Genomic DNA, 22732 nt, shown 5'->3' with positions numbered 1-22732 from the left:
GGCGTCAACGATGCTAAATATGAGTGCACGACTGCGCGACCTCGCGCGCCACACCGTGGAGATCACCGAGGCCGGAGCGTACGAGGCGCCCGGCGGGTCCACGGTCGCGATCGCCGCCTGGGTGGCGGCGGCCGTCGAAGGAACCCGGCTCTTCGGCCCCGGCCCGGTGCCCGTGACGCCCGACACCGACCGCTCCGGCCTGTGCGCGGTGACCGGCGAGAGCAGCCTGGAGGCGGCCCGGCGCCTGGTCGGCGAGGGCCCCGGCGAGGTGGCCGTGCTCAACTTCGCCTCCGCGCGCAACCCCGGCGGCGGCTTCCTGAACGGGGCCCAGGCCCAGGAGGAGGCGCTGTGCCGCTCCTCCGCGCTGTACCCGACGCTGCTGCGGGCGCCCGGATTCTACGAGCACCACCGCGCCGACCGCGATGTCCTCTACACCGACCGGGTGATCCACTCACCCGGTGTGCCGGTCTTCCGCGACGACCGGGGCCGCCTCCTCGACGAGCCGTTCCGGATCGGCTTCCTCACCTGCCCCGCGCCCAACGCGGGAGTGATCCGCGGGCGGGCACCCCAGGACGTGGACCGTATCGCCCCGGCCCTCGCCCGGCGCGCCGAGCGCGTCCTGGAGACCGCGACCCACTGCGGCTACCGGCGCCTGGTGCTCGGCGCCTGGGGCTGCGGCGTCTTCCGCAACGACCCGGCGCAGGTGGCGGGGGCCTTCCACGCCCACCTCACGGGCACGGGCCGCTTCGCCCGCCACTTCGACGAGGTGGTCTTCGCGGTCCTGGACCGCACGGCCGGCCGTGCGACGCTGCGGGCCTTCGAGGAGGTGTTCGCGGCGGCGTGACGTCCCGCGCCGCCTGCCGGGGGTGAGCGCGGACCCCCTGGTTGCGCCGGACGGCGCAGCGGGCGCGGGCCCCGGCGGCGGGCGGCCGCCAGGCTCGGAGCATGATCACCCGATCCCTCGCGGCGCTGCTCGCCGCCGTCCTCGCCGTCCTCGCCGCGCCGCCCCCCTCGGCCGCCGAACCCGCGCCGCCGCGGTCCGTCTCGGCCTGGCTGCCCTACTGGGACCAGGAGGGCGCCTACCAGGACGCCCTGCGCCACGCGGCCCAGCTGCACACCGTCAGCCCGTTCTGGTACCAGGCGGTCGGCGCCGAGCGGATCGACGGGCATCCCGGCGCGGGAGACCGGCGCGTCGTCGACGGGCTGCACGCCGCCGGGATCGCGGTGGTCCCCACCGTCATGGAGACGATGCAGCCCGGCGCCCTCGCCGCGATCCTCACCGACCCGGCCAAGCGCGCCACGCACATCACGGCCCTGCTGACGGTGGTCGGCAGCCGCTCCTACGACGGCCTCGACATCGACTACGAGTCCATCGCCCCGACCGGCGACGCCGACTATCCGGCGGTGCGGGCGGCCTACGCCGTCTTCATCGGCGAGCTCTGCGCCCGGCTGCACGCCCTCGCCAAGAAGTGCGTCAGCACCGTGTCACCGCAGACCGCGACCACCGGCCGCGTCTGGGACTACGCGGCGCTCGGCCGAGCCGCCGACCGGGTGCGGATCATGGCGTACGACCGGCACTGGTCGGGCGGCACTCCCGGCCCGCTGGCCGGGGTCGACTGGTACGAGGACATCCTGCGCCGCGCCACCGTGCTGATCCCGCCCGACCGGATCGAGATGGCGCTGCCCGCCTACGGCTGGGACTGGCCCGCCACCGGCGGCGGCCGGGCCCGGCACGTCACCTGGCGGGAGGCGGAGGCCCTGCGCACGGCGAAGGGCGCGCCGTACCAGCTCGACCCCGTATCCCAGACCCCCCACTTCGGCTACCGGGACGGAGACACGGCCCGCGAGGTCTGGTACCAGGACGCCCGGGGCGTCGAGGCCGATCTGCCGGTCCTGGCCCGCCACGGGGTCCGCACCACCTCCCTGTGGGCCCTGAACTTCGAGGACCCGGCCGTGTGGCCGGTGCTGGCCAGGACCTGACCGGGCGAGTGTCCGCTCAACGCTCCGAACGCCCGGTCAGCGCCCCGGGTGACCGGAGCGCGTGCGCCGTTCGAAGGTCACGTCCCGGGCCGTGCCCAGCGCCGTCGCCACCGCGCCGAGCAGCACCGCGTCCTCACCGAGCGAACTCGGCGCCACCTTCGGACGCAGCGGGGTCAGGGTGCGCAGGGTCGCGCGGACCGTCCGCAGCAGCAGGTCCGCGCTGTGCCCCACGCCTCCGCCCAGCACCACCAGGTCCGGGTCGAGCACCGCGGCGACCGCCGCCACGGTGTGGGCCAGGCGCTCACCCTCCAGCTCGACCGCCTTGACCGCCGCCGGGTCCCCGGCCCGCGCCGCGTCGAAGACGTCCTTCGCCGTGAGCGGCCCGGCCATGCCGTGCGAGCGGGCCGCCGCCACCACCGCGTCCCCGGAGACCGCGTCCTCCAGGGTGTCCGGCTTCTGCCGGCCGGGCCACGGCAGGAAACCGATCTCGCCTGCGCCGCCGTGCGCCCCGGTGAAGAGCCGACCCTCGCTGACCACGCCCATGCCGAGCCCGGTGCCGATCAGTACGTACACGAAGAGGCGGCTGCCCGCCCCGACGCCGAAGGTGTACTCGCCCAGCGCCGCCAGATTGGCGTCGTTGTGGACGGCCAGCGGCATCCCGAGCCCGTCCCGCATCCGGTCGAACAGGCCGGGCCGGCCCCAGCCGGGCAGGTGCTGGGCGTAGCGCACCCGGCGCTTCTCCGCGTCGTACACCCCGGGCGTGCCGACCACCGCCTGGGCGATCTTCTCCACGTCCACGCCCGATTCGGCGACGAGTTGATGGGCGGTGGTGACCACGAGGCCGGCCATGGTGCCGGAGGTGCGCGCCTGGTTGCGGACCTCCGAGCGCGCCACCACCGTGCCGTCCAGGTCCGCGAGCGCCACCCGCAGCCAGGCCCGCCCGATGTCGACGCCCAGCGCGTACCCGGCGGTCGGATCCGGGGCGTAGAGCACCGCGGACCGGCCGCGCTCGGGGATGTGCGTGCCGGCCTCGCGGACCAGGCCGGTGGCGGCGAGCGCGGCGAGCGCGCTGGAGACCGTGGGCTTGGACAGCCCGCTCTCGCGGGCGAGCTGGGCCCGTGACGAGGGGCCGCCCGCGCGCAGCCGGTCGAGCAGCAGCCGCTCGTTGCTGTTGCGCTGACGCTGGGGGTTCCAGGGTTGCTCACCCTCGTCGCTGCTGGTCATCCGCTCATTCTCACGTATCGCTCCCGACCGTTCACCGGCGACCACGGGAGTAGGCCCCCGAAGGTTTTCCGGGCGCCCGGGCCGAGTCCGGCCGGAATCACATCCGGTTCCGCCGGGGCGACTTCGGCCAACCGCCGGACCGGGACACCGGTGCTTCTGCGAGGATGCCGAACGCGATGAGCGATCCCTCGAAGCAGCCGCAGCAGCCGCAGCCGCAGCCCGCCGAACGGCCCGTGCCGACCAGCGCCGACGTGGCCCGGCTGGCCGGAGTCTCCCGTGCCACGGTGAGCTACGTCCTCAACAACGCCTCGGCCGTGCGCATCAGCGAGCCCACCCGGGCCCGGGTGCGCGAGGCGGCCGAGGAGCTGGGCTATGTGCCGCACGCCGCGGCCCGCAGCCTGCGCGCCGGCCGCACCCGGATCGTGCTGCTGCCCAGCGGGCACCTCCCGGTCGGCCCGCTCTTCGGCCGCCTCCTGAACGAACTGCAAGGGGCGCTGCGGCGCCTGGACTACACGGTGGTGCAGTACGGCAGCCTCGGCCTCGGCGCCGACGACGCGGCCCGCGCCTGGGCCGAGCTGCGCCCGGTCGCCGTGATCTCGCTCGGCGACACCGAACTGACCGCGCGGGGCGTCGACGTGCTGAAGCGGGCCGGGGCGCGGGCGGTGGTCACGCTCGGCCCGCGGCGCGTCGAGGGCGCGCACGCGCTGCCGATGGACCAGCGGGCGATAGGGCGGTGCGCGGTCGCCCATCTGCTGGAGCGCGGCCACCGCAGGATCGGTGTCGTGGTGCCCGCCGAACCGGGTCTCGAGTACTTCTCCGGGCCCCGCCTGGCAGGCGCACGCAAGGCCCTCGCGGGCACGGACGCGGTGGTCGAGCCGCTGGAGCTGGCGTACGAGGAGGAGGCCGCCACCGCACTGGCCGGGCGCTGGCGGGGCCTTGGCCTGGACGCGGTGTTCGCCTACAACGACGAGTACGCGATGCTCCTGATGCGCGCCCTCCAGGACGCGGGCATCGACGTCCCCGCGCAGACGGCGGTCGTCGGCGCCGACAACCTCCTCCTGGGCACCCTTCTGCGTCCCCGGCTCACCACGGTCAACATCGACCTGGTCGCGGGGCGCCGGCTGGCGGAGCTGGTGGACGCGGCGGTACGCGACCCCGCGGCGGTGGGGGAGCGGCGGGACCTGATGGGGGCGAGCCTGGTGCGGCGCGAGTCCACCTGAGGCTTGTTCAACCGGATCGTGCCCGGGCCGCGGGGGCGGGGACGCACGTCCGAGGCAGGACCGAAGCCGTCGCGACCCGAACGACGCCCGCCGTGAAGGCACGCGTCGAAGGCATGCCCTCCAGGCCTCTCGCCGCCACCGGAACAGGGCAAAAATCCGGCCACCGGCGGAGTGGCACCCTCCCCCCGCCGTCCCCGCGCCCCTACCGTCCCCCCATGCACCCCTCGCGCCTGGTCGTCCTCATCGTCCCCTCCCACGTGGAGACCCGCGGCACCGCGTCCGTGGCCGACAGCGCCGTCCGCTCCGCCCTCGTCGAGGCGACGGGCGAGACCGGCGAGACCGGCTACCCGCGCTACGCCGGACACGGCGTCGTCGCCGACGTGGACCCCGCCACCCGTACCGTGGAGGCCATCCTCGTGGACGGCTCGGAGCTCGACTACGGCCTCACCGCGCTCATCGCCCCCGAGTGACCGAGCGCCGCCGTCGACCCGGACTCCCCGGCCAGCCTCCCCAGGCGGGCCGGGTCGGGCCGGGTCGTCCCCCAGGGGCCGTTGACAGCGCGCCGGGGCGGACCGAGACTCGGCCCTGATCGTGAACCAGAGTTCACCGGGCGAACAGAGTGGGCCGGACCGGGGGTGTCGAGCACCCCGCGGCGCGGCCGACCGGGCAGCGGGAGAGAAGCGGATGAGCATCCGGGACGTGTACATCGTGGACGCCGTGCGCACCCCCATCGGCAAGTTCGGGGGAGCGCTCGCCGGAGTGCGGCCCGACGACCTGGCCGCGCACGTGGTGAAGTCGCTCGTCGCCCGCTCCCCGGAGCTCGACCCGGCCCGTATCGACGACGTGTACTTCGGCGACGCCAACGGCGCGGGCGAGGACAACCGCGATGTGGCCCGGATGGCGGTGCTGCTCGCCGGGCTGCCGGTGACGGTCCCCGGCGTCACCGTCAACCGGCTGTGCGGCTCGGGTCTGGAGGCCGTCATCCAGGCCGCCCGCGCCCTCGCGCTCGGTGACGCGCACATCGCGGTCGCGGGCGGGGTGGAGTCGATGTCCCGCGCCCCCTGGGTCATGCAGAAGCCCGAGCGCGCCTTCCCGGCCGGGCACCAGCAGCTCTGGTCGACCACGCTCGGCTGGCGGATGACCAACCCGAGGATGCCCGCCGAGTGGACCGTCGGGCTCGGTGAGGGCGCGGAGCTGATCGCGGACCGGCACGCCCTGTCCCGCGAGCAGCAGGACGCGTTCGCCCTGGACAGCCACCGCAAGGCCGCCGAGGCCTGGGCGAAGGGCCTGTACGACGACGAGGTGGTCCCGTACGAGGGCGTCGGCCTCGCCCGCGACGAGTGCATCCGCGAGTCCTCCACCATGGAGGCGCTCGCCCGGCTCAAGCCCGCCTTCCGCGAGGGCGGTTCGGTGACCGCGGGCAACTCCTCGCCGCTCAACGACGGCGCCGCGGCCCTGCTCCTGGTGGACGAGGAGGGCCTGCGCGCCACCGGCCGCGAGCCGCTGGCCCGGATCCGCGCCTCCGCGGTCACCGGGATCGAGCCGCAGCTCTTCGGCCTCGGCCCCGTCGAGGCGGTCCGCACCGCGCTGGCCAAGGCGGGCCGGGCGCTGGGGGACCTGAGCGTCTTCGAGCTCAACGAGGCTTTCGCCGCCCAGTCGTTGGGGTGTCTCGCCGAGTGGCCGGAGCTGGATCCGGCCGTGGTCAACCCGCGCGGCGGCGCCATCGCCATCGGCCACCCGCTAGGCGCCTCGGGCGCCCGGCTCGCCGGGGCGGTCGCCCACCAACTGGCCGCCGCGGGCTCGGGCGTGGGACTGGCCGCGCTCTGCATCGGCGTCGGCCAGGGGCTGGCGCTGGTCCTGGAGCGCTGAGGGGCACGGCTGAGCGCGGGATGGGCGCGAGCTGAGGACGGGGGCGGACCGCCACCCTCCGGATCAACTGCCGCCCGGAGCAACAGAGCTGCCGGTGTGTCAGGTGAGGCGGGCGAGGGGTGTTTCCCGGGAGTGCCGGACTAGGATGCCGCACGGGACTTCCCCGTGATCATGGCCTCCCCTCGATCCCGCGTGAGACTGGAGATCCTTCATGACCCTGCTCGACCCCAAGACCTGGCAGGCGCGGACGCTGTCGGGGGGTGAGTACGAGGTCACCGAACCCGCCACCGGAGAAGGGCTGGGCACGCTCACCCTGGCCACCGCCGACGACATCGCCGCCGCCGTCGCGGCGGGCCGCGCGGCCCAGCCGGACTGGGCCCGCTCCCCGCACTTCGTCCGGGCGGCCGTCCTGCGCCGCGCGGGCGACCTGTTCACCGCGTACGCCGACGAGCTGCGCGAATGGCTAGTACGGGAGTCCGGCTCGATACCCGGCAAGGCCGACTTCGAGCTGCACGTGGCCGCCCAGGAGTGCTACGAGGCGGCGGCGCTCGCCTCCCGGCCGCTCGGTGAGGTGCTGCCGAGCGAGGAGCCCAGGCTCAGCTACACCCGGCGCGTGCCGGTCGGGGTGACCGGGGTCATCGCCCCGTTCAACGCCCCGCTCATCCTCTCCATCCGCTCGGTCGCGCCCGCCCTCGCGCTCGGCAACGCCGTGGTCCTCAAGCCCGATCCGCGCACGGCGGTCTGCGGCGGCCTCTCGCTCGCCGCGGTCTTCGAGGAGGCGGGCCTGCCCGAGGGGCTCCTGCACGTCCTGCCGGGCGGCGTGGGGGCCGGGCAGGCGCTGGTCGCGGACCCCGGTGTCCCGGTCATCTCCTTTACCGGCTCGACCGCCGCCGGGCGCGCGGTCGGCGAGGCCGCCGGACGCCTGCTCAAGCGCGCCCATCTGGAGCTCGGCGGGAACTCCGCGCTGGTCGTCCTGGAGGACGCCGACATCGAGGGCGCGGTGGCGCAGGCCTCCTGGGGCTCCTTCTTCCACCAGGGCCAGATCTGCATGACCACCGGCCGCCACCTCGTGCACGCCTCGCTCTACGAGGAGTACGTGGAGCGGCTCGCCGCCCGGGCCGACGCGCTGGCCGTGGGCGACCCCTACCGCGCGCAGGTCCACCTCGGCCCGCTCATCGACGAGGCCCAGCTCACCAAGGTCCACGACCTGGTGCGGGCCAGCACCGCGCGCGGTGCCCGGCTCGCCGCGGGCGGCACCCACCGGGAGCTGTTCTACCGGCCGACCGTCCTCGCGGACGTCGACGACGCCACCCCGGCGTACGCGGAGGAGGTCTTCGGACCGGTCGCGCCCGTCCGGTCCTTCCGCACCCTGGACGAGGCCGCCGCGCTGGCCGCCGACGGCCCGTACGGGCTCTCCCTCGGCATCGTCACCCGCGACACCGCGCTCGGCCTCGAACTCGCGGACCGCATCCCGACCGGGATCGCCCACATCAACGACCAGACGGTCAACGACGAGGCGGTCGCGCCCTTCGGCGGGGTCGCGGCCTCCGGAACCGGCGCGCGGTTCGGGGGCGCGGCGAACGTGGAGGCGTTCACGGAGCTGCGCTGGACGACGGTGCGGGGCCGCCCGGAGGGTCACCCGTTCTAGGGCGCGTTGTCGGCCGCGGGCCGGTGGTGGTCGCCCGCGCCCCTGGTAGGGCACGCGGTACCGCCCTGATCAACCCCGCACACCGCACTCCTATGCTTGCGCGGTGCATTCAGTGATCAGCGGCTTCCTGCCCATCTGGGCGCTCACCGCCTGCGGCTGGGGCGCCGGGCGCTTCCGGGTGCTCGGTGACCAGGCCCAGCACGTGCTGGGCCGGTTCGCCTTCACCTTCGCGATGCCGTCGCTGCTGTTCCTGACGATGGCGCGTTCGCACCCTGGCGATCTGGCCCGGCCGGGCGTGGCCGTCTTCGCGGCGAGCCTGGCCGCGGTGTTCGCGGCGGGGCTGCTCGTCAGCCGCTGGATGTTCCACCGCAAGCGCGGCGAACAGGCGATAGGCGCGATGGCCGCGTCCTACGTCAACTCCGCGAACCTGGGCATTCCGGTCGCCGTGCACGTCCTGCACGACACCTCGTTCATCGTCGCCGCGGCGCTCTTCCAGATGCTCTTCATCACGCCGCTGATCCTGGTCGTGATCGAGCTGGACGTACGGCGGGCCGGGCGCGAGCGCTGGACGCGGATCCTCCAACTGCCCTTCCGCAACCCGGTGATCGGGGCGTCCGCGCTGGGCCTGGTGGTCGCCGGGCTTGGACTCCGGCTTCCGGCGGAGGTGGTCTCGCCGCTCCAGATCCTGGGAGGCGCCGCCGTACCGTCGGCCCTGTTCGCCCTCGGGATGTCGCTGAAAGCGCGGGCCAGGACCGACGCCGACGGCCGGACCGAGCGGCTGATCCTGGTGGGGCTGAAGGTCGCGGCGCAGCCCCTGCTCGCCTACGCGCTCGGGCGCTGGCTCTTCGCCCTGGACGGGCACGCGCTGTTCGCGGTGGTGCTGTGCGCGGGGCTGCCGACCGCGCAGAACGCGTTCATCTTCGCGTCCGAGTACTCCCTGGACACCGAGCTGCCCAGGGACACCGTGCTGCTCTCGACGCTCCTGTCGATGGTGTCCCTGTCACTGATCGCCTGGCAGCTGGGCTGAGGCGGGGGCGGCCCCGGGCCGCCCCGGAGCGGCCTACTTGCCCTTGTTGTCGGCGTTGCCGGCCTCCTCGACCGACTTGCGGACCTCGTCCATGTCAAGAGCACGCGCCTGGCCGATCACGTCCTCCAGCGCGGCCTCGGGCAGCGCGCCGGGCTGCGAGAAGATCGCCACGTTGTCGCGGACGATCATCAGCGTGGGGATGGAACGGATCTCGAACGCCGCCGCGAGCTCCTGCTGGGCCTCGGTGTCCACCTTGGCGAAGACCAGGTCCTCGTGGCGCTCGGAGGCCGCCTCGTAGACCGGGCCGAACTGCCGGCAGGGACCGCACCAGGAGGCCCAGAAGTCGATCAGGACGAAGTCGTTGTCGGACACGACCTGGTCGAAGTTCTCCTTGGTCAGCTCCACAGTCGCCATCACGCACTCCCTCTTCCTGGCCTCACCGTGAAGCCGCCTCGCACAACGGCGACCGCCGTCGTGGTATTCCGTGGATTTTCCCGCTGACCCACCCCTGCCCCTGTGGCTCCCCGGTACTCCTCGCACCAGACTGTGCCCATGACCGAAGCTTTGGAATACGACGTGGTGGTGCTGGGAGCGGGACCGGTGGGCGAGAACGTCGCCGACCGGGTGCGGGCGGCGGGGCTGAGCGCCGCCGTGGTGGAGAGCGAACTGGTCGGAGGCGAGTGCTCGTACTGGGCGTGCATGCCCAGCAAGGCCCTGCTGCGACCGGTGATCGCCCGAGCGGACGCGCGCAAGGTGCCGGGCCTGCGCGAGAGGGTGGAGGGGCCGCTCGACGTGCCCGCCGTGCTCGCCCACCGCGACGAGTACACCTCGCACTGGCAGGACGAGGGGCAGGTGCGGTGGCTGGAGGGCATCGGCGCCCACCTGTACCGCGGCCACGGGCGCCTCTACGGCACCCGCAAGGTCAGCGTCACCAGCCCCGAGGGCGAGCACCACGTGCTGACAGCCCGGCACGCGGTGGCCGTCTGCACCGGCAGCCGCGCCCTCCTGCCCGACCTCCCCGGCATCGCCGACGCCAGGCCCTGGACCAGCCGCGAGGCCACCAGTGCCCAGCAGGTGCCGGGGCGGCTGGTGGTCGTCGGCGGGGGAGTGGTCGGCGTGGAGATGGCGACGGCCTGGCAGGCGTTCGGCGCCCGGGTGACGGTCCTGGTGCGCGGCGAGGGACTGCTGCCGAAGATGGAGCCGTTCGCGGGCGAGCTGGTCGCCGAGGCCCTGAAGGAGGCGGGCGCCTCCGTCCGTACGCAGGTCAACGTCTCCGAGGTCGTCCGCGAGGGCGGCACCGGCCCCGTCACGGTCGTCCTGGACGACGGCGGGCGCATCGAGGCCGACGAGATCCTCTTCGCCACCGGCCGCGCCCCGCGCACCGACGACATCGGCCTGGACACCATCGGCATGGAGCCGGGCTCCTGGCTGCCGGTCGACGACTCCTGCCGGGTGACGGGCAGCGACTGGCTGTACGCGGTGGGCGACGTCAATCACCGCGCGCTCCTGACCCATCAGGGCAAGTACCAGGCGAGGATCGCGGGCGCCGCGATCGCCGCCCGCGCGGCCAAGGTCCCCCTCCTGGAGACCGACCCCTGGGGCGCCCACGCGGCCACCGCCGACCGCGCCGCCGTCCCCCAGGTCGTCTTCACCGACCCCGAGGCCGCGTCGGCGGGTCTGACGCTGGCCGAGGCGGAGGCGGCCGGACACCGTGTCCGTGCCGTCGACTACGACCTCGGCGGGGTCGCGGGCGCGGGCCTGTACGCGGACGGCTACCGGGGCCGCGCCCGGATGGTCGTGGACCTGGACCGCGAGGTCCTGCTCGGCGTCACCTTCGTCGGCCCCGGCGTGGGCGAGCTCATCCACGCGGCCACCGTCGCCATCGCCGCGGAGGTCCCCATCGGACGGCTGTGGCACGCGGTCCCGGCGTACCCGACGATCAGTGAGGTGTGGCTGCGGCTCCTGGAGACCTACCGGGACCGGTAGCCGCGCGCGTGGAGGTGGCCGTCAGCGCTCCTCGAAGACCAGGTTCTCCGGGAGCTCCGTCATCCGGACGGTCTGGTCGGCGACCTCCACGACCGTCGACAAGGTGGTGAACTGCCCCTTGGAGACGATCAGTACGCGGTCGGCGCGCTGGTCGAGGAAGGCCTTGAACCCGGCGAGCGAGGGGTCGCCGTCGCCCAGCACCAGATAGTCCGCCAGGCGCCGGAACAGCTTGGGCAGCACGACCGCCGTCCCGGTGAGCGACCCGAGCCCGTCGATCTTCGCGCCGGTCGCGGTCAGGTCCACCGGCCACACCCCGGCCGCGGCCGTGCGCGCCCGCAGGACCGCCGCCGTCATGGCCGCGCGCAGATCGACGAACAGCTTGGTGTAGTACGTCGGATACGCGAGTCCGTCCGCCAGCTGGGCGAAGTTGGCGGTCTGGCGCAGCAGCGCCGCGTCCACGAAGAGCTGTCGCCCGCTGGGCCCGGGCGCGGGTCCCCGGCCGGCCAGCGCCACACAGCGTCCGTGCAGGTCGGCGCCCCGGGTGAGGAGGAAACCGGGAGCCTGGGCGGGCTCGGAGGCGGTGACCGTGCCGTGGGCGTCGCGCTCGACGCCGAGGAAGCCGAGCCAGGTGGTGAGCGCGCCCGCCGCCTCGTCCGCCAGCGGCGGCGGCTGGCTCAGCTCGCGGCCGTGCGCCGGGATGTAGTGCGTCTCCAGGGTGTCGATGCCGTCGAGGCGCAGCTGGGCACCGCCGGAGCGGTTGCGCCGGACGCGGTGCGGCCCGGGCACCAGGTCCCAGTGGGCGGGGTCGGCCGGGTAGAAGCGGACGGAGTCGCCGTCCGGGCGGGCACCGGTGATGCGGTACGCGCCTTCGATCACGAGCATTCCCACGACGGCCTCCTCCGTGTGCACACCGCGCACACCGCGTACTCCCAGGATCCGCCGCCGGGGCTCCGCCCGCGCCCGTCCGGCGCGACAAGCCGCGATAACTACGGTCCACCGGGCTCCGGCGCGTACAGCTGGGTACGCCGTTGCGCGTACCGCCCCCGGTTCGCCCGCGCGCCTGCGCATCGGTAATACTCCCCCCATGACCTCACGCATTACGGGCGAGGCCGTCCCGATCCGGCGGGCGGTGGCGCGCGACGCCAAGCGGCTCACCCGGCTCGTACGTTCCTCGGGCGCCTACGAGGGCCCGTACGCGGCGATGGTCGCGGGCTACCGGGTGGGCCCGGACTACATCGAGACGCACGAGGTGTACGTGGCGGTCGGCGCGGACGACCGGCTGCTCGGCTTCTACGCCCTCCTGCTCGCCCCGTCCGAGCTGGACCTGATGTTCGTCGCCGACGACGCCCAGGGACTCGGCATCGGACGCCGGCTCATCGCACACATGACCGACCGGGCCCGGGCCGCCGGCCTCGACCGCGTCCGGGTCGTCTCGCATCCGCCCGCCGAGGGCTTCTACCGCAGCGTGGGCGCGCTCAGGACCGGTACGGCCCGCGCCAACCCGCCCGCGGTGCTGTGGGACCGGCCGGAGCTGGAGTTCCCGGTCTCCTCGCTGTGAGCGGGGCCCGCGGAGCCGCGTGACGGCGGGGAGCCGCGAGGCGCCGCCGAGCGGCTGTGCGGTCGTGCCGCACGATCCTTCCGTGCGCGAGGGAGCCCGCTGTCCTGACCGGGCCGCCCTCGCGCGTGGTGTGGTGCCTTCAGGCGAGCGGCACTCCGACCTGGCTCCACGCCTTGGTGACGGCCTGGAGCTCGTCGCCGTCGCCGAAGAGGCCGCGGGCGGTGGCGACCGTGAGGCGGCCGAAGTCGGAGAACTTGGCGTCGCTCGCCAGCTCCCCGCCGGTCAGCGTGGCGTACCAGATCTTCCCGGCCCGCTCCCAGGCGTAGCCGCCGAGCGCCGTGGCCGCCAGGTAGAACGCGTGGTTGGGGATGCCCGAGTTGATGTGCACCCCGCCGTTGTCCCGGCTGGTGCGCACGAAGTCCTCCATCGTGGCGGGCTGCGGGTCCTTGCCGAGCTGCGGGTCGTCGTAGGCGGTGCCCGGTGCCTTCATCGAGCGCAGGGCCTCGCCGTGGATGCGCGGGCCGAGCAGCCCGGCGCCGATGAGCCAGTCGGCCTGGTCGGCGGACTGGCCGAGCGCGTACTGCTTGATGAGCGAGCCGAAGACATCGGAGAGCGACTCGTTGAGCGCGCCGGACTGCCCGAAGTACTCCAGGTTGGCCGTGTACTGCGTGACGCCGTGGGTGAGTTCGTGGCCGATGACGTCGACCGGGATGGTGAAGTCGAGGAAGAGCTCGCCGTCCCCGTCGCCGAAGACCATCTGCTCGCCGTTCCAGAAGGCGTTGTCGTACTTCTCGCCGTAGTGGACGGTCGCGTCGAGCGGCAGTCCGCAGTCGTCGATGGAGTGCCGGCCGTACGCCTTGAGATACAGCTCGAAAGTGGCACCGAGTCCGGCGTGCGCCCGGTTGACGGTCGCGTCCTGCGACGGCGTGTCGCTCTCGGAGTGCACCTTGGTACCGGGCAGCGTCTCGCGCGCCGCGGCGTCGTAGATCGTGCGGTCGGGCTTGTCGGACGGCGTGCCCGTGGGCGGGGCCATGCCACGCACAGTGGTGATCCGGCGCCGGGTGCGCTGGAGCGCGTCGTGCTCCAGGGTGCGGCGCGCTGGCTCGAACGTGGTGGGGTCCTCGGCCTGTGCGAGCTTGTCGAGGACATGAGGCGGGACGATCGTGCAGAACACGGTGTTGGTCTCCATGCCCAGCAATGTGGCACAGCGTGACCGCATCGGTGATACCTGTAGTCGAGTTGGCTGAAAATAGGTGGCGGAGTCGGAACGGCCGCTTCTACGGACCGTGACGACGCGCTCCCGTCAACCCCGCCCGTCTCCCGCCTCAGAGCCAGCCGTTGCGGCGGAAGCCGCGGTGGATGGCGAGGCAGGCCGCCGCCATCACGGCCAGGGCGAGGGGATAGCCGTACTTCCAGTGCAGCTCGGGCATGTGGTCGAAGTTCATGCCGTAGATCCCGCAGACCATCGTCGGTACGGCGACGATCGCCGCCCAGGCCGTGATCTTGCGCATGTCCTCGTTCTGCGCCACCGTCACCTGCGCCAGATGGGCCTGGAGGATCGAGTCGAGCAGCGCGTCGAACGAGCCGATCTGCTCGTTCACCCTGGCCAGATGGTCGAAGACGTCACGGAAGTACGGCTGGGTGTCCGGGCCGATGAGCGGCATCGGCTCGGTGGCGAGCGCCTTCAGCGGGCGGTACAGCGGGGTCACCGCCCGCTTGAACTCCAGCAGTTCGCGCTTGAGCTGGTAGATGCGGCCCGCGTCGCCGCGCCCGGCGCTCTCGCTGAACACGGCGGTCTCCACCGCGTCCACGTCCACCTGCATGGCGTCGATGACCACGAGGTAGTCGTCGACGACGTGGTCCGCTATCGCGTGCAGCACCGCCGCCGGGCCCTGGGCGAGCTGCTCGGGGGTCTTCTCCAGGGACTCGCGCAGCGGACCGAGCGAACCGTGCCTGCCGTGCCGGACGGTGACCACGAAGTCCGGCCCGGTGAACATCATCAGCTCACCGGTCTCGACGACCTCGCTGGTCGCGGTCAGCTCCTCGTGCTCGACGTAGCAGACGGTCTTGAAGACCGCGAACAGCACGTCGTCGTAGCTCTGGACCTGCGGGCGCTGATGGGCGCGGACCGCGTCCTCCACGGCCAGCGGATGCAGCCCGAAGAGCTTGGCGATCCCGGCGAACTCCTCGGCGCTCGGCTCGTGCAGCCCCACCCACACGAACCCCTCCCCGTCCCTGCGCACCCGCCGTACGGCCTCCTCCACCGGGCAGTCGCCCGGCTGGCGCACCCCGTCGCGGTAGACCACGCAGTTCACCACGGCGCTGCCGAGCGGCGAGCGGGCCGGGTGGCTGAGGTCCACCGTGCGGCGGTAGGCACGGCGGACCGCCCTGCGGAGGTTGCGGATCATGGGCACGGCTGGCACTCCTTCGGCGGATCGGCGGCCAGTGTGCCATGCACGGCTGAGGGACCGGCCATCACGCCGAGCGCGCAGGTCACGGCTGTGCGGCGACGTCCCCGTCGAAGGCGGCGGCCAGCCGCAGATAGCGGGCCGCGTCCCCGGTCCGGCCCTGGCGCTCCAGGGTGCGGCCGAGCATGAGCGTCGCGTACCGCTCGACCGGGTCGCGCTCCAGGACGGCACGCAGCTGCGTCTCCGCCTTCTTCAGCTGGGCGGAGTGGTAGTAGGCGCGGGCGAGCAGCAGCCGGGGGGCGACCTGCTCGGGCACCTCGTCGACGATGCCGGTCAGGATGCCGGCGGCCGTGACGTACTCCTTGGCCTCGAAGAACTGGTGGGCGCGGTCCCAGCGCTCGGCGGTGGTCCCGAACTCGTAGTAGCTGCCGGCCACGATGCGTCCTTCCTGGGCTGCCCGGGGCGGAGCCCGGTCCTGCTGGTACGACGGCGGCAACGCCCCTTTATGGTTGAAAATTCCACCACCCATGGTCCTCCCGTGCGTGGGAGGCTGCCCCCGGGTACCCCGACAGGAATAGGTTGACCGGCATGAGCAATCTCGATCGTCAGCCCACGCCCTCCGTGTGCGGCGGGCGCGGCTTCGTCGTCGCCGAACCGGTGCGCGAGCTGCTGTCACCGCGCACCGTCAGGCTCGGCGAGTCCACCGAGGTCCGCCGACTGCTGCCGAACCTCGGCCGCCGCATGGTGGGCGCCTGGGCGTTCGTCGACCACTACGGCCCGGACGACATCGCCGACGAGCCCGGTATGCAGGTGCCGCCGCACCCGCACATGGGGCTGCAGACGGTGAGCTGGCTGCACGAGGGAGAGGTGCTGCACCGCGACAGCCTGGGCAGCCTCCAGACCGTCCGCCCCCGCGAACTCGGCCTGATGACCTCCGGGCGCGCGATCAGCCACTCCGAGGAGAGCCCCCGCGAGCACGCCCGCCTCCTGCACGGCGCCCAGCTCTGGGTCGCCCTGCCCGAGGCCCACCGCCACACCGAACCCCACTTCCAGCACCACGCGGACCTGCCCACGGTCACCGCCCCGGGCCTGAGGGCCACCGTGATCCTCGGCGAGCTCGACGGCGCGGCGTCACCGGGCACGGTCTACTCGCCGCTGGTCGGCGCCGACCTGTCCCTCGCGGCGGGCGCGCGGGCGCGTCTGCCGCTGGACCCCGACTTCGAGTACGCGGTCCTGTCCATGTCCGGCGAAGCCCGGGTGGACGGCGTCCCGGTGGTACCCGGCTCGATGCTCTACCTCGGCTGCGGCCGCGCCGAACTCCCGCTGCACGCCCTCTCCGACGCGTCTGTGATGCTCCTGGGGGGCGAGCCGTTCGAGGAGGAGATCGTGATGTGGTGGAACTTCATCGGCCGCACGTCCGAGGACATCGCGCAGGCGCGTGCCCAGTGGATGGACGGCAGCCGCTTCGGGACGGTCAAGGGCTACGACGGCGCCCCGCTCCCGGCGCCGGAGCTCCCGCCGGTGCCGCTCAAGCCCCGGGGACGGGTGCGCTGAGCCCTGCCGGACGTCCGGCAGGGGCTCAACACCCGTCCCTCCGGCGGCAGTTCGGCTGAACGCGTTGTCGGCCGGGGCGCCGGCGGGGGAGACTGCCCGCGAGGCCGCCGCGGGCGGTACCGGGCACTTCTCGGGGGGTGGGGGACCTTGACGGCGGCAGGTGGCGGGGAGTGACCGGCCGGACGGCGCCCGAGGCGCTGCCTCCGGCGCTGCGCGCGCGGTTCGCGCTGATCGCGGCCCTCGCCGCGCTGGTGGTCGTCGCGCTCGGGATCCGGTACGCGGGCCACGGCGAGCCCGGCCGGGTGGACCGGTGGCTCGTCGCGCCGACGGCGGACAGCGTCCGGCCGCCGTGGCGGCGAGCCGCTCTGGCCCTGGACTTTTTGGGAGAGCCCACCGGTTCGGCCCTGCTGGTGGCGGCCCTCGTCATGGGCTGCCTGCTGCTGCGGCGCCCCCGCGCGGCGGTCCTCACCGTCGCGGGCGCGGGTATGACCGTGGGAGCGGCGACGCTCCTCAAGCACTTGGCGGGACGCACCATCCACGGCGCCGGCAACCTCTCCTACCCCAGCGGACACACCGCCTTCGCGACCGCGCTCGCCCTCGCGGTGGCGCTGCCCGCGACCGGCCGTGCGGGCCTCGGCAGGGCGGCCGGTACGTCCCTCGTGCTGGCCGCGGCGCTGGTCGCGGGCGCCGTGATGGGGTGGGCGCAGGTCGCCCTCGGCGCGCACTACCCGACCGATGTCCTCGGCGGCTGGTGCATCGCGCTGGCGGTGGTACCGGCGACCGCGTGGCTGGTGGACCGCGCGGCCGGCCGGAGAACCGACAGCGACCGGGAGAAGGTCGATTGACGGGCCGTCAGGCCAGGCGGCGGAACACCGGCTTCACCGGCCGTCCCGCCAGCCAGGGATCCGGGTCCGCCGCGTCCAGTGCCTTGCGGTACACCGCGCACGCCTGCGCCACCACGTCGACGGTACGGTCGATGTCGGCCTCGTCGAGGGCGCTGCTCACCACGAACGACGGGGCCAGCACCCCGCCCGCCAGGAGCCGGCGCAGGAACAGGGTGCGGTACCGCTGCGACGGCTGCCGGTTCTCGTCCAGGGTGGCGAAGACCAGGTTGCTGGCCCGGCCCCGGACGACGACGTGGTCGCCGACGCCCGCGCCGGCCGCGGCGTCGCGGACGCCCGCGGCCAGCCGCTCGCCGAGGGCGTGCAGCCGCGCCGTGACGCCCTCCTCGGTGTAGGTGGTCTGCACGGCCATCGCGGCCGCCAGGGAGTGCGTCTCCGCCCCGTGCGTGGTCGACAGCAGGAACACCCGCTCGCCGGAGTGCCGCAGCCCGCCCCGCTCCATCAGGTCACGGCGCCCGGCCAGCGCGGAGACGGCGAACCCGTTGCCCAGCGCCTTGCCGAACGTGGAGAGGTCGGGGACGACGCCGTACAGGCCCTGGGCGCCCGCCTCGGACCAGCGGAAACCGGTGATCATCTCATCGAAGACCAGGACGCAGCCGTGCCGGTCGGCCAGCTCGCGCAGCCCCGCCAGGTACGCGGCGGTGGGGTCGTGGCCGCCCGGAAGAGGGGAGGGGCCGGTGTGGGTGGCGGGTTCGAGGACGAGGCAGGCGACCTCGCCCTCGTACCGGCTGAGCAACTCCTCCGTGGCCGCCAGGTCTCCGTAGGGGAATCCGACGGTGAGACCGGTGGTCTCCGCCGGAACACCCGCGGACATCGGTGTGGTGCCGATGAACCAGTCGTCGACGGAGAAGAACGGATGGTCGGAGCAGAGCGCCACCCGCGAACGCCCCGTCGCGGCGCGGGCCAGGCGCACCGCCGCGGTGGTGGCGTCGGAGCCGTTCTTGGCGAACTTCACCATCTCGGCGGTGGGCACGGTGGCCAGGAAGCGCTCGGCGGCCTCGACCTCCACGATGGACGGCCGGACGAAGTTGCTGCCCCGGTCGAGTTCCCGCCGTACCGCCTCGATCACCCGGGGATGGGCGTGGCCGAGGCTGACCGAGCGCAGGCCGGAGCCGTACTCGATGTAGCGGTTGCCGTCGATGTCCCACACATGGGCGCCCCGGCCGTGGCTGATGACCGGCGCCAGGTTCTCGGGGTACTGGTCGTCGCCCTTGGCGTAGGTGTGCGCGCCGCCGGGGACCATCGCGTGCAGCCGCTCGTTCGCCCGCCTTGAGCGCGGCAGACGCGGCTCCCCGGTGTTCTCGGTGCCTTGGGTGTCCAACCGACCTCACCTCTCGATGGATTTCAGGACCTCCGCCAGGCTCGGCGCCGCCCGGTCCCGCTGCGACACCGACGTGGGCGGCAGTGGCCAGTCAATCGCAAGTTCCGGGTCGTCGAAGGCGATCGTCACGTCTTCGGCCGGATCATGCGGGCGGTCGATCCGGTACGAGGTGTCGGCGGTCTCGGTGAGCGCCTGGAAACCGTGCGCACACCCCGCCGGGACGTACAGGGTCGCCTGGGTCTCGCCCGACAGCTCGAAGGAGGCCCGGTTGCGGTAGGTCGGCGAATCCGGCCGCAGGTCCACGACGACGTCGAAGATCCGCCCGTACGAACACCGCACCAGCTTGGCCTCGCCGGCGCCGCGGCGCAGGTGCAGTCCGCGCAGCACACCCCGGACCGAGCGGGAGAGGCTGTCCTGGACGAAGGCGTCCGGGTCGATGCCCACCGAGCGGACCACGTCGGCGTCGAAGGTACGGCAGAAGAAACCGCGCTCGTCGGCGTGCGGCGCCGGTTCGAAGAGGAACGCGCCCGCGATCCGCGGGACTTCGGTCACTTTCATGGAGCCTCCTGGCGGGCGCGGGCGCGGGCGCGGGCGCGCTCGTGGTCATGGTCGTGGCCGGGCGTCGGGAACAGGACAGCGGTCAACTCGCCGAACTGGCCCAGGAGTTGCCGGGATGCGGCGCGGTTCCGTTCGGCGAGGGTGCGGCGCAACTCCGCCGAGCCCTTCTCCACCTCCCGGAACTGCTCGATCAGCCGGTCCGGGTCGACCTCGCGGGCCGGGTGGCAGTACCGGCCCAGACCCATCCCGGCCATGAGCGCCTCGCTCTTCGTCGCGTAGCTGAGGGCCAGCGTCGGTGTGCCGGCCTTCAGCGCGCAGATCAGGTTGTGGTAGCGGGTCGCCACCACGGTGTCGGCGGCCGCCGCCTCCCTCATCAGATCGGCCAGCGAGGCCGTCTCGGCGACGGTGACCAGCGGTGAGTCCACCGCGTCGAGGATCGCCGCGACCACCGGCCGGTCGACCTCGTCGCCGGTGAGCAGCCGCACCGGTCTGCCGTCGTCCACCAGGGCGCGGACGAATCCGGTGACCCCGTCGAGGTAGCGCCGGTGGATCTCCTCGGCCCGGGCGCGGTCGTCGTCGCCGCCGTGGAAGGCCATCACACCGACGCAGACCGTGCCCGGCGGGCCCGGGGCCGCACTCGGCGGCGGCGCGGGCAGGGCGAACGCGAGGTCCGGGTAGACCTGGTCCCGTGTGGTGTCCACGCCCATCGCACGCATCGCTTCCCGGGACGGGGCGTCCCGGTACGAGCGGTACGCGGCCAGCCGCGCCGACCAGCGCACCAGCGTCCGGGTCGCCCGGCTGCCGATCGGGGAGGCTCCCACACCGACCAGCGCGACCCGGGTGCCCAGCAGCCGGCCGCTCGCGCAGAGCAGGAACAGCGAGTACGGAAAGCCCCACGGCCGCAGCGGCAGCGTGGCCTCCAGGACGCCCATGCCCGGCACGATCACCACGTCGTGCCGGCGCACCCAGGCGGCGGTGCGGAAGACGTCGACCATCTTGCCGAGGCCCTTGCCCGCGATCGCGCCCGCGCGGGACGCGGTCCGGTACTCCCCGCGGTACCAGTGCAGCCGCGTCGCGGGGATCCGGTACCGGGCCGTGACGGCCCCGGGTCCGCCGCAGAGCGCGTCCACGGCCGCCTCCGGGTGCTCGGCGCGCAGATATCCGAGCAGGGCCTCCAGCGACCCGTCGTTGCCGAGGTTGCCGGAGCCGAGCAGGCCGAACACCCCGATCCGGACGGTGCTCACGTCCTCCTCCCCTCACGGCCCGCGACCAGGGCGTCCACCCGGACGCCGAGCAGGTCCGCATCGACGGGCGCGCGGTCCTCCACCCGCTCTCCGGCGCCCGGCCGGGCCCGGCTGGCCATCCACGCGGCCAGATGGCGGTAGCAGGTACGCCGGTCGGCCGAGGACAGCGGGGCCCGCCGGACCGCCGCGACGAAACCGGCGACGTACTCGGCGAGCAGCCGGGGCGTCGGGTGCAGCGGGCCCGCCCGGCGCGGGTCGAGGTTGACGCAGCGGGCCCGCTTGGTGGGGTTGGCGCGTTCGGCGCGGGCGGGGTGGTCGCGGCGGAAGTACAGCAGCTCCGGCACCTGGTGGAAGGGCCCGTGCAGGGCGATCTCGGCGACGAACGTGCGGTCCGCGTGGTGGTAGCTGTCGAGCGGCTTCACCCGGCGCAGCACGTCGGCCCGCAGCACCCCGTAAAAGTCGTCGCCCCCGGGCTCGAACAGCAGGCTGCGGAAGCGCTCGGGCGCAGACGGCGAATCGGTGGCCAGGGTGTACTCGTACGGGACCCGCACCTGCCCGTCTCCGTCGATGACCGCCTGACCGGTGTGCGCGAGGATCGTCCCGGGCCGCTCGTCCAGTGCCTCGACGCAGCGCGTCAGCAGGTCCCGGGCGTACAGGTCGTCGTGCGAGGCCCACTTGAACAGTTCGCCTCGGGACAGGGCGAACACCCGGTTGTGGTTCGGCGTCGCGCCGATGTTGCGGGGCAGCCGCAGGTACCGGATGCGCGAGTCCTTCGCCGCGTACCGGCGGCAGATGTCCTCGGTCCCGTCGGTCGATGCGTTGTCGGAGACGATCAGCTCGAAGTCCTCGTAACTCTGGCCCAGCAGCGCGTCGAACGACTCGGCCAGGTACTCCTCGCCGTTGTACACGGGCAGGCCGATGCTCAGCCGGGGACGGTCGGTCATGAGGTCCTCACTTCGGGGATGGGGTGGTGAAGGTGCTCGCGCAGGGCGGACCGCAGCTGGAGCCACCACACGGCGGAGCTGCATCCGGTCGCGGCCGCGACGCCCCAGGCCGAGCCGACCGTGCCGGCCGCCGCCGCCCCGCCGAGGCCGCCGCCCACGTAGCAGGCGGAGGCGAACAGCTGGCAGCGCAGGCTGCGCCGGGCGGCGGCGAGCGCGCGCAGCCCGGCCGCGGCGCCCGTGCCGAGGCCGGCGCCCGCGACGCCGAGGGTGACCGGCACGATGAGCTGGGAGGCGGAGTGCCAGACGTCGCCCAGGACGAGCGCGCCGAGCCGGTCCGGCATCAGCAGCAGCGCCCCGCCCCACAGCAGCGCGGCAACGGCCTGCCCGCCGCCCAGCAGCAGACAGAACGTGCCGAGCCGGTGCGGGGCCCGCCGCAGCACCCGCGCCGCCTCCGCGACGGTGACCAGCGACAGGCCCATCAGCACCGCGAGGAACGGGCCGAGCAGCAGCTCCGCGCCCCGGAGCGCGCCCACCGCGCCGACCCCGACGATCGCGCCGAGCCCGTACGCCCGCAGCTGGTTGGCGCCGCTGAGGCTGACGTTCTCGACCAGGTAGCGGTAGCCGAGGTCGCGCTGTTCGCGCAGCCACCCGCGAGCCTCGGTTGTCCGGGGCCGGATGCCGGACTGGACGCAGCCGTACGCCGCCGCGACCGTGGCGGACGCGCCCCAGGCGAGGACGAACGCGGCCACGGTGCCCCGGTGGGCCGCCACGACCATGGCCGGGACGAGCGCGACGCCCCACACGACGTCGTTGGCGAACGCCTTGTGCCCGGTGCCCGCGGCGAAGAACGAGTACCGCCAGGCGTCCTGGAGCAGCAGCCCCGGCAGCATCACGCCGAGACAGGCGAACGCGGGGCCCACCCGGGCGCCGAGGGCGAGACCGACCACCACGCACACCGCGCCCAGGACCGCGCCGACACCGAGCGCGGTACCCGAGGAATGGGCCACCGCACCGCGCCAGGAGGTCTCCGGAACCCCGCTGAAGCGCACCACGAGCGGGTCGGTGGCCAGGCCGCGGGAGACGTTGAGCACCACGCCGTAGGTCACCCACGCCAGGCTGAACACACCGAACGCGGTCACCCCCAGCGAGCGCGCCACATAGACCCCCACCGCGAAGTTGCTCACGCTGGAGGCCGCCTGGTCGGCCAGGCCCCAGGACAGCCGGCCGACCAGGGCCCGCCGGGCGGATCCGGCCGGTGCCGCCGCCTTCTCCCCCTCGGTGGTCATTGC

22 protein-coding genes are annotated in these 22732 nt (G+C 73.9%); 11 read left to right on the top strand and 11 right to left on the bottom strand.

Annotated features, from left to right (window positions below):
- Window positions 1-19: 19 nt before the first annotated feature.
- Both ACZ4MU_RS26455 and ACZ4MU_RS26450 read left to right on the top strand, forming a co-directional pair.
- Window positions 20-844: a TIGR02452 family protein gene (locus ACZ4MU_RS26455; protein WP_467881337.1), complete on the top strand. Its 825-nt coding sequence runs from the start codon at window positions 20-22 to the stop codon at window positions 842-844.
- 101 nt (window positions 845-945) lie between these two features.
- A complete protein-coding gene (locus ACZ4MU_RS26450; protein WP_467881335.1) occupies window positions 946-1980 on the top strand; it encodes a glycosyl hydrolase family 18 protein in 1035 nt (344 codons plus the stop codon).
- 36 nt (window positions 1981-2016) lie between these two features.
- On the opposite strand, the gene ACZ4MU_RS26445 is transcribed toward ACZ4MU_RS26450, so the two are convergent.
- Window positions 2017-3204 (bottom strand): ROK family protein, encoded by a 1188-nt coding sequence (locus tag ACZ4MU_RS26445; protein WP_467881333.1) that lies wholly within the window; start codon window positions 3202-3204, stop codon window positions 2017-2019.
- Between the two features lie 176 nt (window positions 3205-3380).
- On the opposite strand from ACZ4MU_RS26445, the gene ACZ4MU_RS26440 reads away from it, so the two are divergent.
- The 5 genes from ACZ4MU_RS26440 to ACZ4MU_RS26420 all read left to right on the top strand — a co-directional run bounded on the left by ACZ4MU_RS26440 (window position 3381) and on the right by ACZ4MU_RS26420 (window position 8968).
- Window positions 3381-4424 carry a LacI family DNA-binding transcriptional regulator gene (locus ACZ4MU_RS26440; RefSeq protein ID WP_467881332.1) on the top strand — a complete coding sequence of 348 codons (1044 nt, stop codon included), beginning with the start codon at window positions 3381-3383 and terminating at the stop codon, window positions 4422-4424.
- Between the two features lie 215 nt (window positions 4425-4639).
- A complete protein-coding gene (locus tag ACZ4MU_RS26435) occupies window positions 4640-4894 on the top strand; it encodes a hypothetical protein (RefSeq protein WP_467881331.1) in 255 nt (84 codons plus the stop codon).
- 214 nt (window positions 4895-5108) lie between these two features.
- On the top strand, window positions 5109-6293 hold the full coding sequence (locus tag ACZ4MU_RS26430) for a thiolase family protein (RefSeq protein WP_467881329.1): 1185 nt from the start codon (window positions 5109-5111) through the stop codon (window positions 6291-6293).
- Between the two features lie 211 nt (window positions 6294-6504).
- The gene (locus ACZ4MU_RS26425) at window positions 6505-7941 is read left to right on the top strand and encodes a benzaldehyde dehydrogenase (RefSeq protein WP_467881328.1); all 1437 of its coding nucleotides are present in this window, start codon (window positions 6505-6507) and stop codon (window positions 7939-7941) included.
- A 103-nt stretch (window positions 7942-8044) separates the two neighbouring features.
- Entirely contained in the window at window positions 8045-8968 is a 924-nt protein-coding gene (locus tag ACZ4MU_RS26420) for an AEC family transporter (RefSeq protein ID WP_467881326.1), read from the top strand.
- Window positions 8969-9001: 33 nt separating this feature from the next.
- Here ACZ4MU_RS26420 and trxA read toward each other — a convergent pair whose 3' ends face one another.
- Window positions 9002-9382, bottom strand: a complete 381-nt coding sequence (gene trxA / locus ACZ4MU_RS26415; protein ID WP_467881323.1) for a thioredoxin — start codon at window positions 9380-9382, stop codon at window positions 9002-9004.
- 138 nt (window positions 9383-9520) lie between these two features.
- Here trxA and ACZ4MU_RS26410 point away from each other — a divergent pair, with 138 nt between their 5' ends.
- Complete coding sequence (locus ACZ4MU_RS26410; RefSeq protein ID WP_467881320.1) at window positions 9521-10954, top strand: dihydrolipoyl dehydrogenase family protein; 1434 nt, start codon at window positions 9521-9523, stop codon at window positions 10952-10954.
- Between the two features lie 21 nt (window positions 10955-10975).
- On the opposite strand, the gene ACZ4MU_RS26405 is transcribed toward ACZ4MU_RS26410, so the two are convergent.
- Window positions 10976-11836: a nuclease gene (locus ACZ4MU_RS26405; protein ID WP_467881402.1), complete on the bottom strand. Its 861-nt coding sequence runs from the start codon at window positions 11834-11836 to the stop codon at window positions 10976-10978.
- A 202-nt stretch (window positions 11837-12038) separates the two neighbouring features.
- Between ACZ4MU_RS26405 and ACZ4MU_RS26400 the strand changes: the two genes are divergently transcribed.
- A complete protein-coding gene (locus ACZ4MU_RS26400; protein ID WP_467881317.1) occupies window positions 12039-12512 on the top strand; it encodes a GNAT family N-acetyltransferase in 474 nt (157 codons plus the stop codon).
- Between the two features lie 139 nt (window positions 12513-12651).
- On the opposite strand, the gene ACZ4MU_RS26395 is transcribed toward ACZ4MU_RS26400, so the two are convergent.
- From ACZ4MU_RS26395 to ACZ4MU_RS26385, 3 genes are all read right to left on the bottom strand, one after another.
- Entirely contained in the window at window positions 12652-13701 is a 1050-nt protein-coding gene (locus ACZ4MU_RS26395) for a M4 family metallopeptidase (protein WP_467881314.1), read from the bottom strand.
- 136 nt (window positions 13702-13837) lie between these two features.
- Window positions 13838-14920, bottom strand: a complete 1083-nt coding sequence (corA, locus tag ACZ4MU_RS26390; RefSeq protein ID WP_467881311.1) for a magnesium/cobalt transporter CorA — start codon at window positions 14918-14920, stop codon at window positions 13838-13840.
- A gap of 85 nt (window positions 14921-15005) precedes the next feature.
- The gene (locus tag ACZ4MU_RS26385; RefSeq protein ID WP_467881308.1) at window positions 15006-15356 is read right to left on the bottom strand and encodes a tetratricopeptide repeat protein; all 351 of its coding nucleotides are present in this window, start codon (window positions 15354-15356) and stop codon (window positions 15006-15008) included.
- Between the two features lie 152 nt (window positions 15357-15508).
- Here ACZ4MU_RS26385 and ACZ4MU_RS26380 point away from each other — a divergent pair, with 152 nt between their 5' ends.
- Together ACZ4MU_RS26380 and ACZ4MU_RS26375 are read left to right on the top strand one after the other, a co-directional pair.
- Entirely contained in the window at window positions 15509-16474 is a 966-nt protein-coding gene (locus ACZ4MU_RS26380) for a pirin family protein (RefSeq protein WP_467881305.1), read from the top strand.
- A gap of 170 nt (window positions 16475-16644) precedes the next feature.
- Window positions 16645-17319: a phosphatase PAP2 family protein gene (locus ACZ4MU_RS26375; RefSeq protein ID WP_467881303.1), complete on the top strand. Its 675-nt coding sequence runs from the start codon at window positions 16645-16647 to the stop codon at window positions 17317-17319.
- A gap of 7 nt (window positions 17320-17326) precedes the next feature.
- On the opposite strand, the gene ACZ4MU_RS26370 is transcribed toward ACZ4MU_RS26375, so the two are convergent.
- The 5 genes from ACZ4MU_RS26370 to ACZ4MU_RS26350 form a co-directional block, all read right to left on the bottom strand.
- Complete coding sequence (locus ACZ4MU_RS26370) at window positions 17327-18619, bottom strand: glutamate-1-semialdehyde 2,1-aminomutase (protein ID WP_467881400.1); 1293 nt, start codon at window positions 18617-18619, stop codon at window positions 17327-17329.
- Between the two features lie 84 nt (window positions 18620-18703).
- The gene (rfbC, locus tag ACZ4MU_RS26365) at window positions 18704-19255 is read right to left on the bottom strand and encodes a dTDP-4-dehydrorhamnose 3,5-epimerase (protein ID WP_467881300.1); all 552 of its coding nucleotides are present in this window, start codon (window positions 19253-19255) and stop codon (window positions 18704-18706) included.
- Window positions 19252-20499 (bottom strand): polysaccharide pyruvyl transferase family protein, encoded by a 1248-nt coding sequence (locus ACZ4MU_RS26360; RefSeq protein WP_467881297.1) that lies wholly within the window; start codon window positions 20497-20499, stop codon window positions 19252-19254. The genes rfbC and ACZ4MU_RS26360 overlap by 4 nt, the downstream gene beginning before the upstream one ends.
- The gene (locus tag ACZ4MU_RS26355; protein ID WP_467881294.1) at window positions 20496-21443 is read right to left on the bottom strand and encodes a glycosyltransferase family 2 protein; all 948 of its coding nucleotides are present in this window, start codon (window positions 21441-21443) and stop codon (window positions 20496-20498) included. The genes ACZ4MU_RS26360 and ACZ4MU_RS26355 overlap by 4 nt, the downstream gene beginning before the upstream one ends.
- Window positions 21440-22729: a hypothetical protein gene (locus tag ACZ4MU_RS26350; RefSeq protein WP_467881292.1), complete on the bottom strand. Its 1290-nt coding sequence runs from the start codon at window positions 22727-22729 to the stop codon at window positions 21440-21442. The genes ACZ4MU_RS26355 and ACZ4MU_RS26350 overlap by 4 nt, the downstream gene beginning before the upstream one ends.
- Between the last annotated feature and the right edge of the window lie 3 nt (window positions 22730-22732).

The organism is Streptomyces sp. NPDC026377 (assembly GCF_055567715.1).
This window is presented reverse-complemented; position numbering and strand designations above follow the sequence as displayed.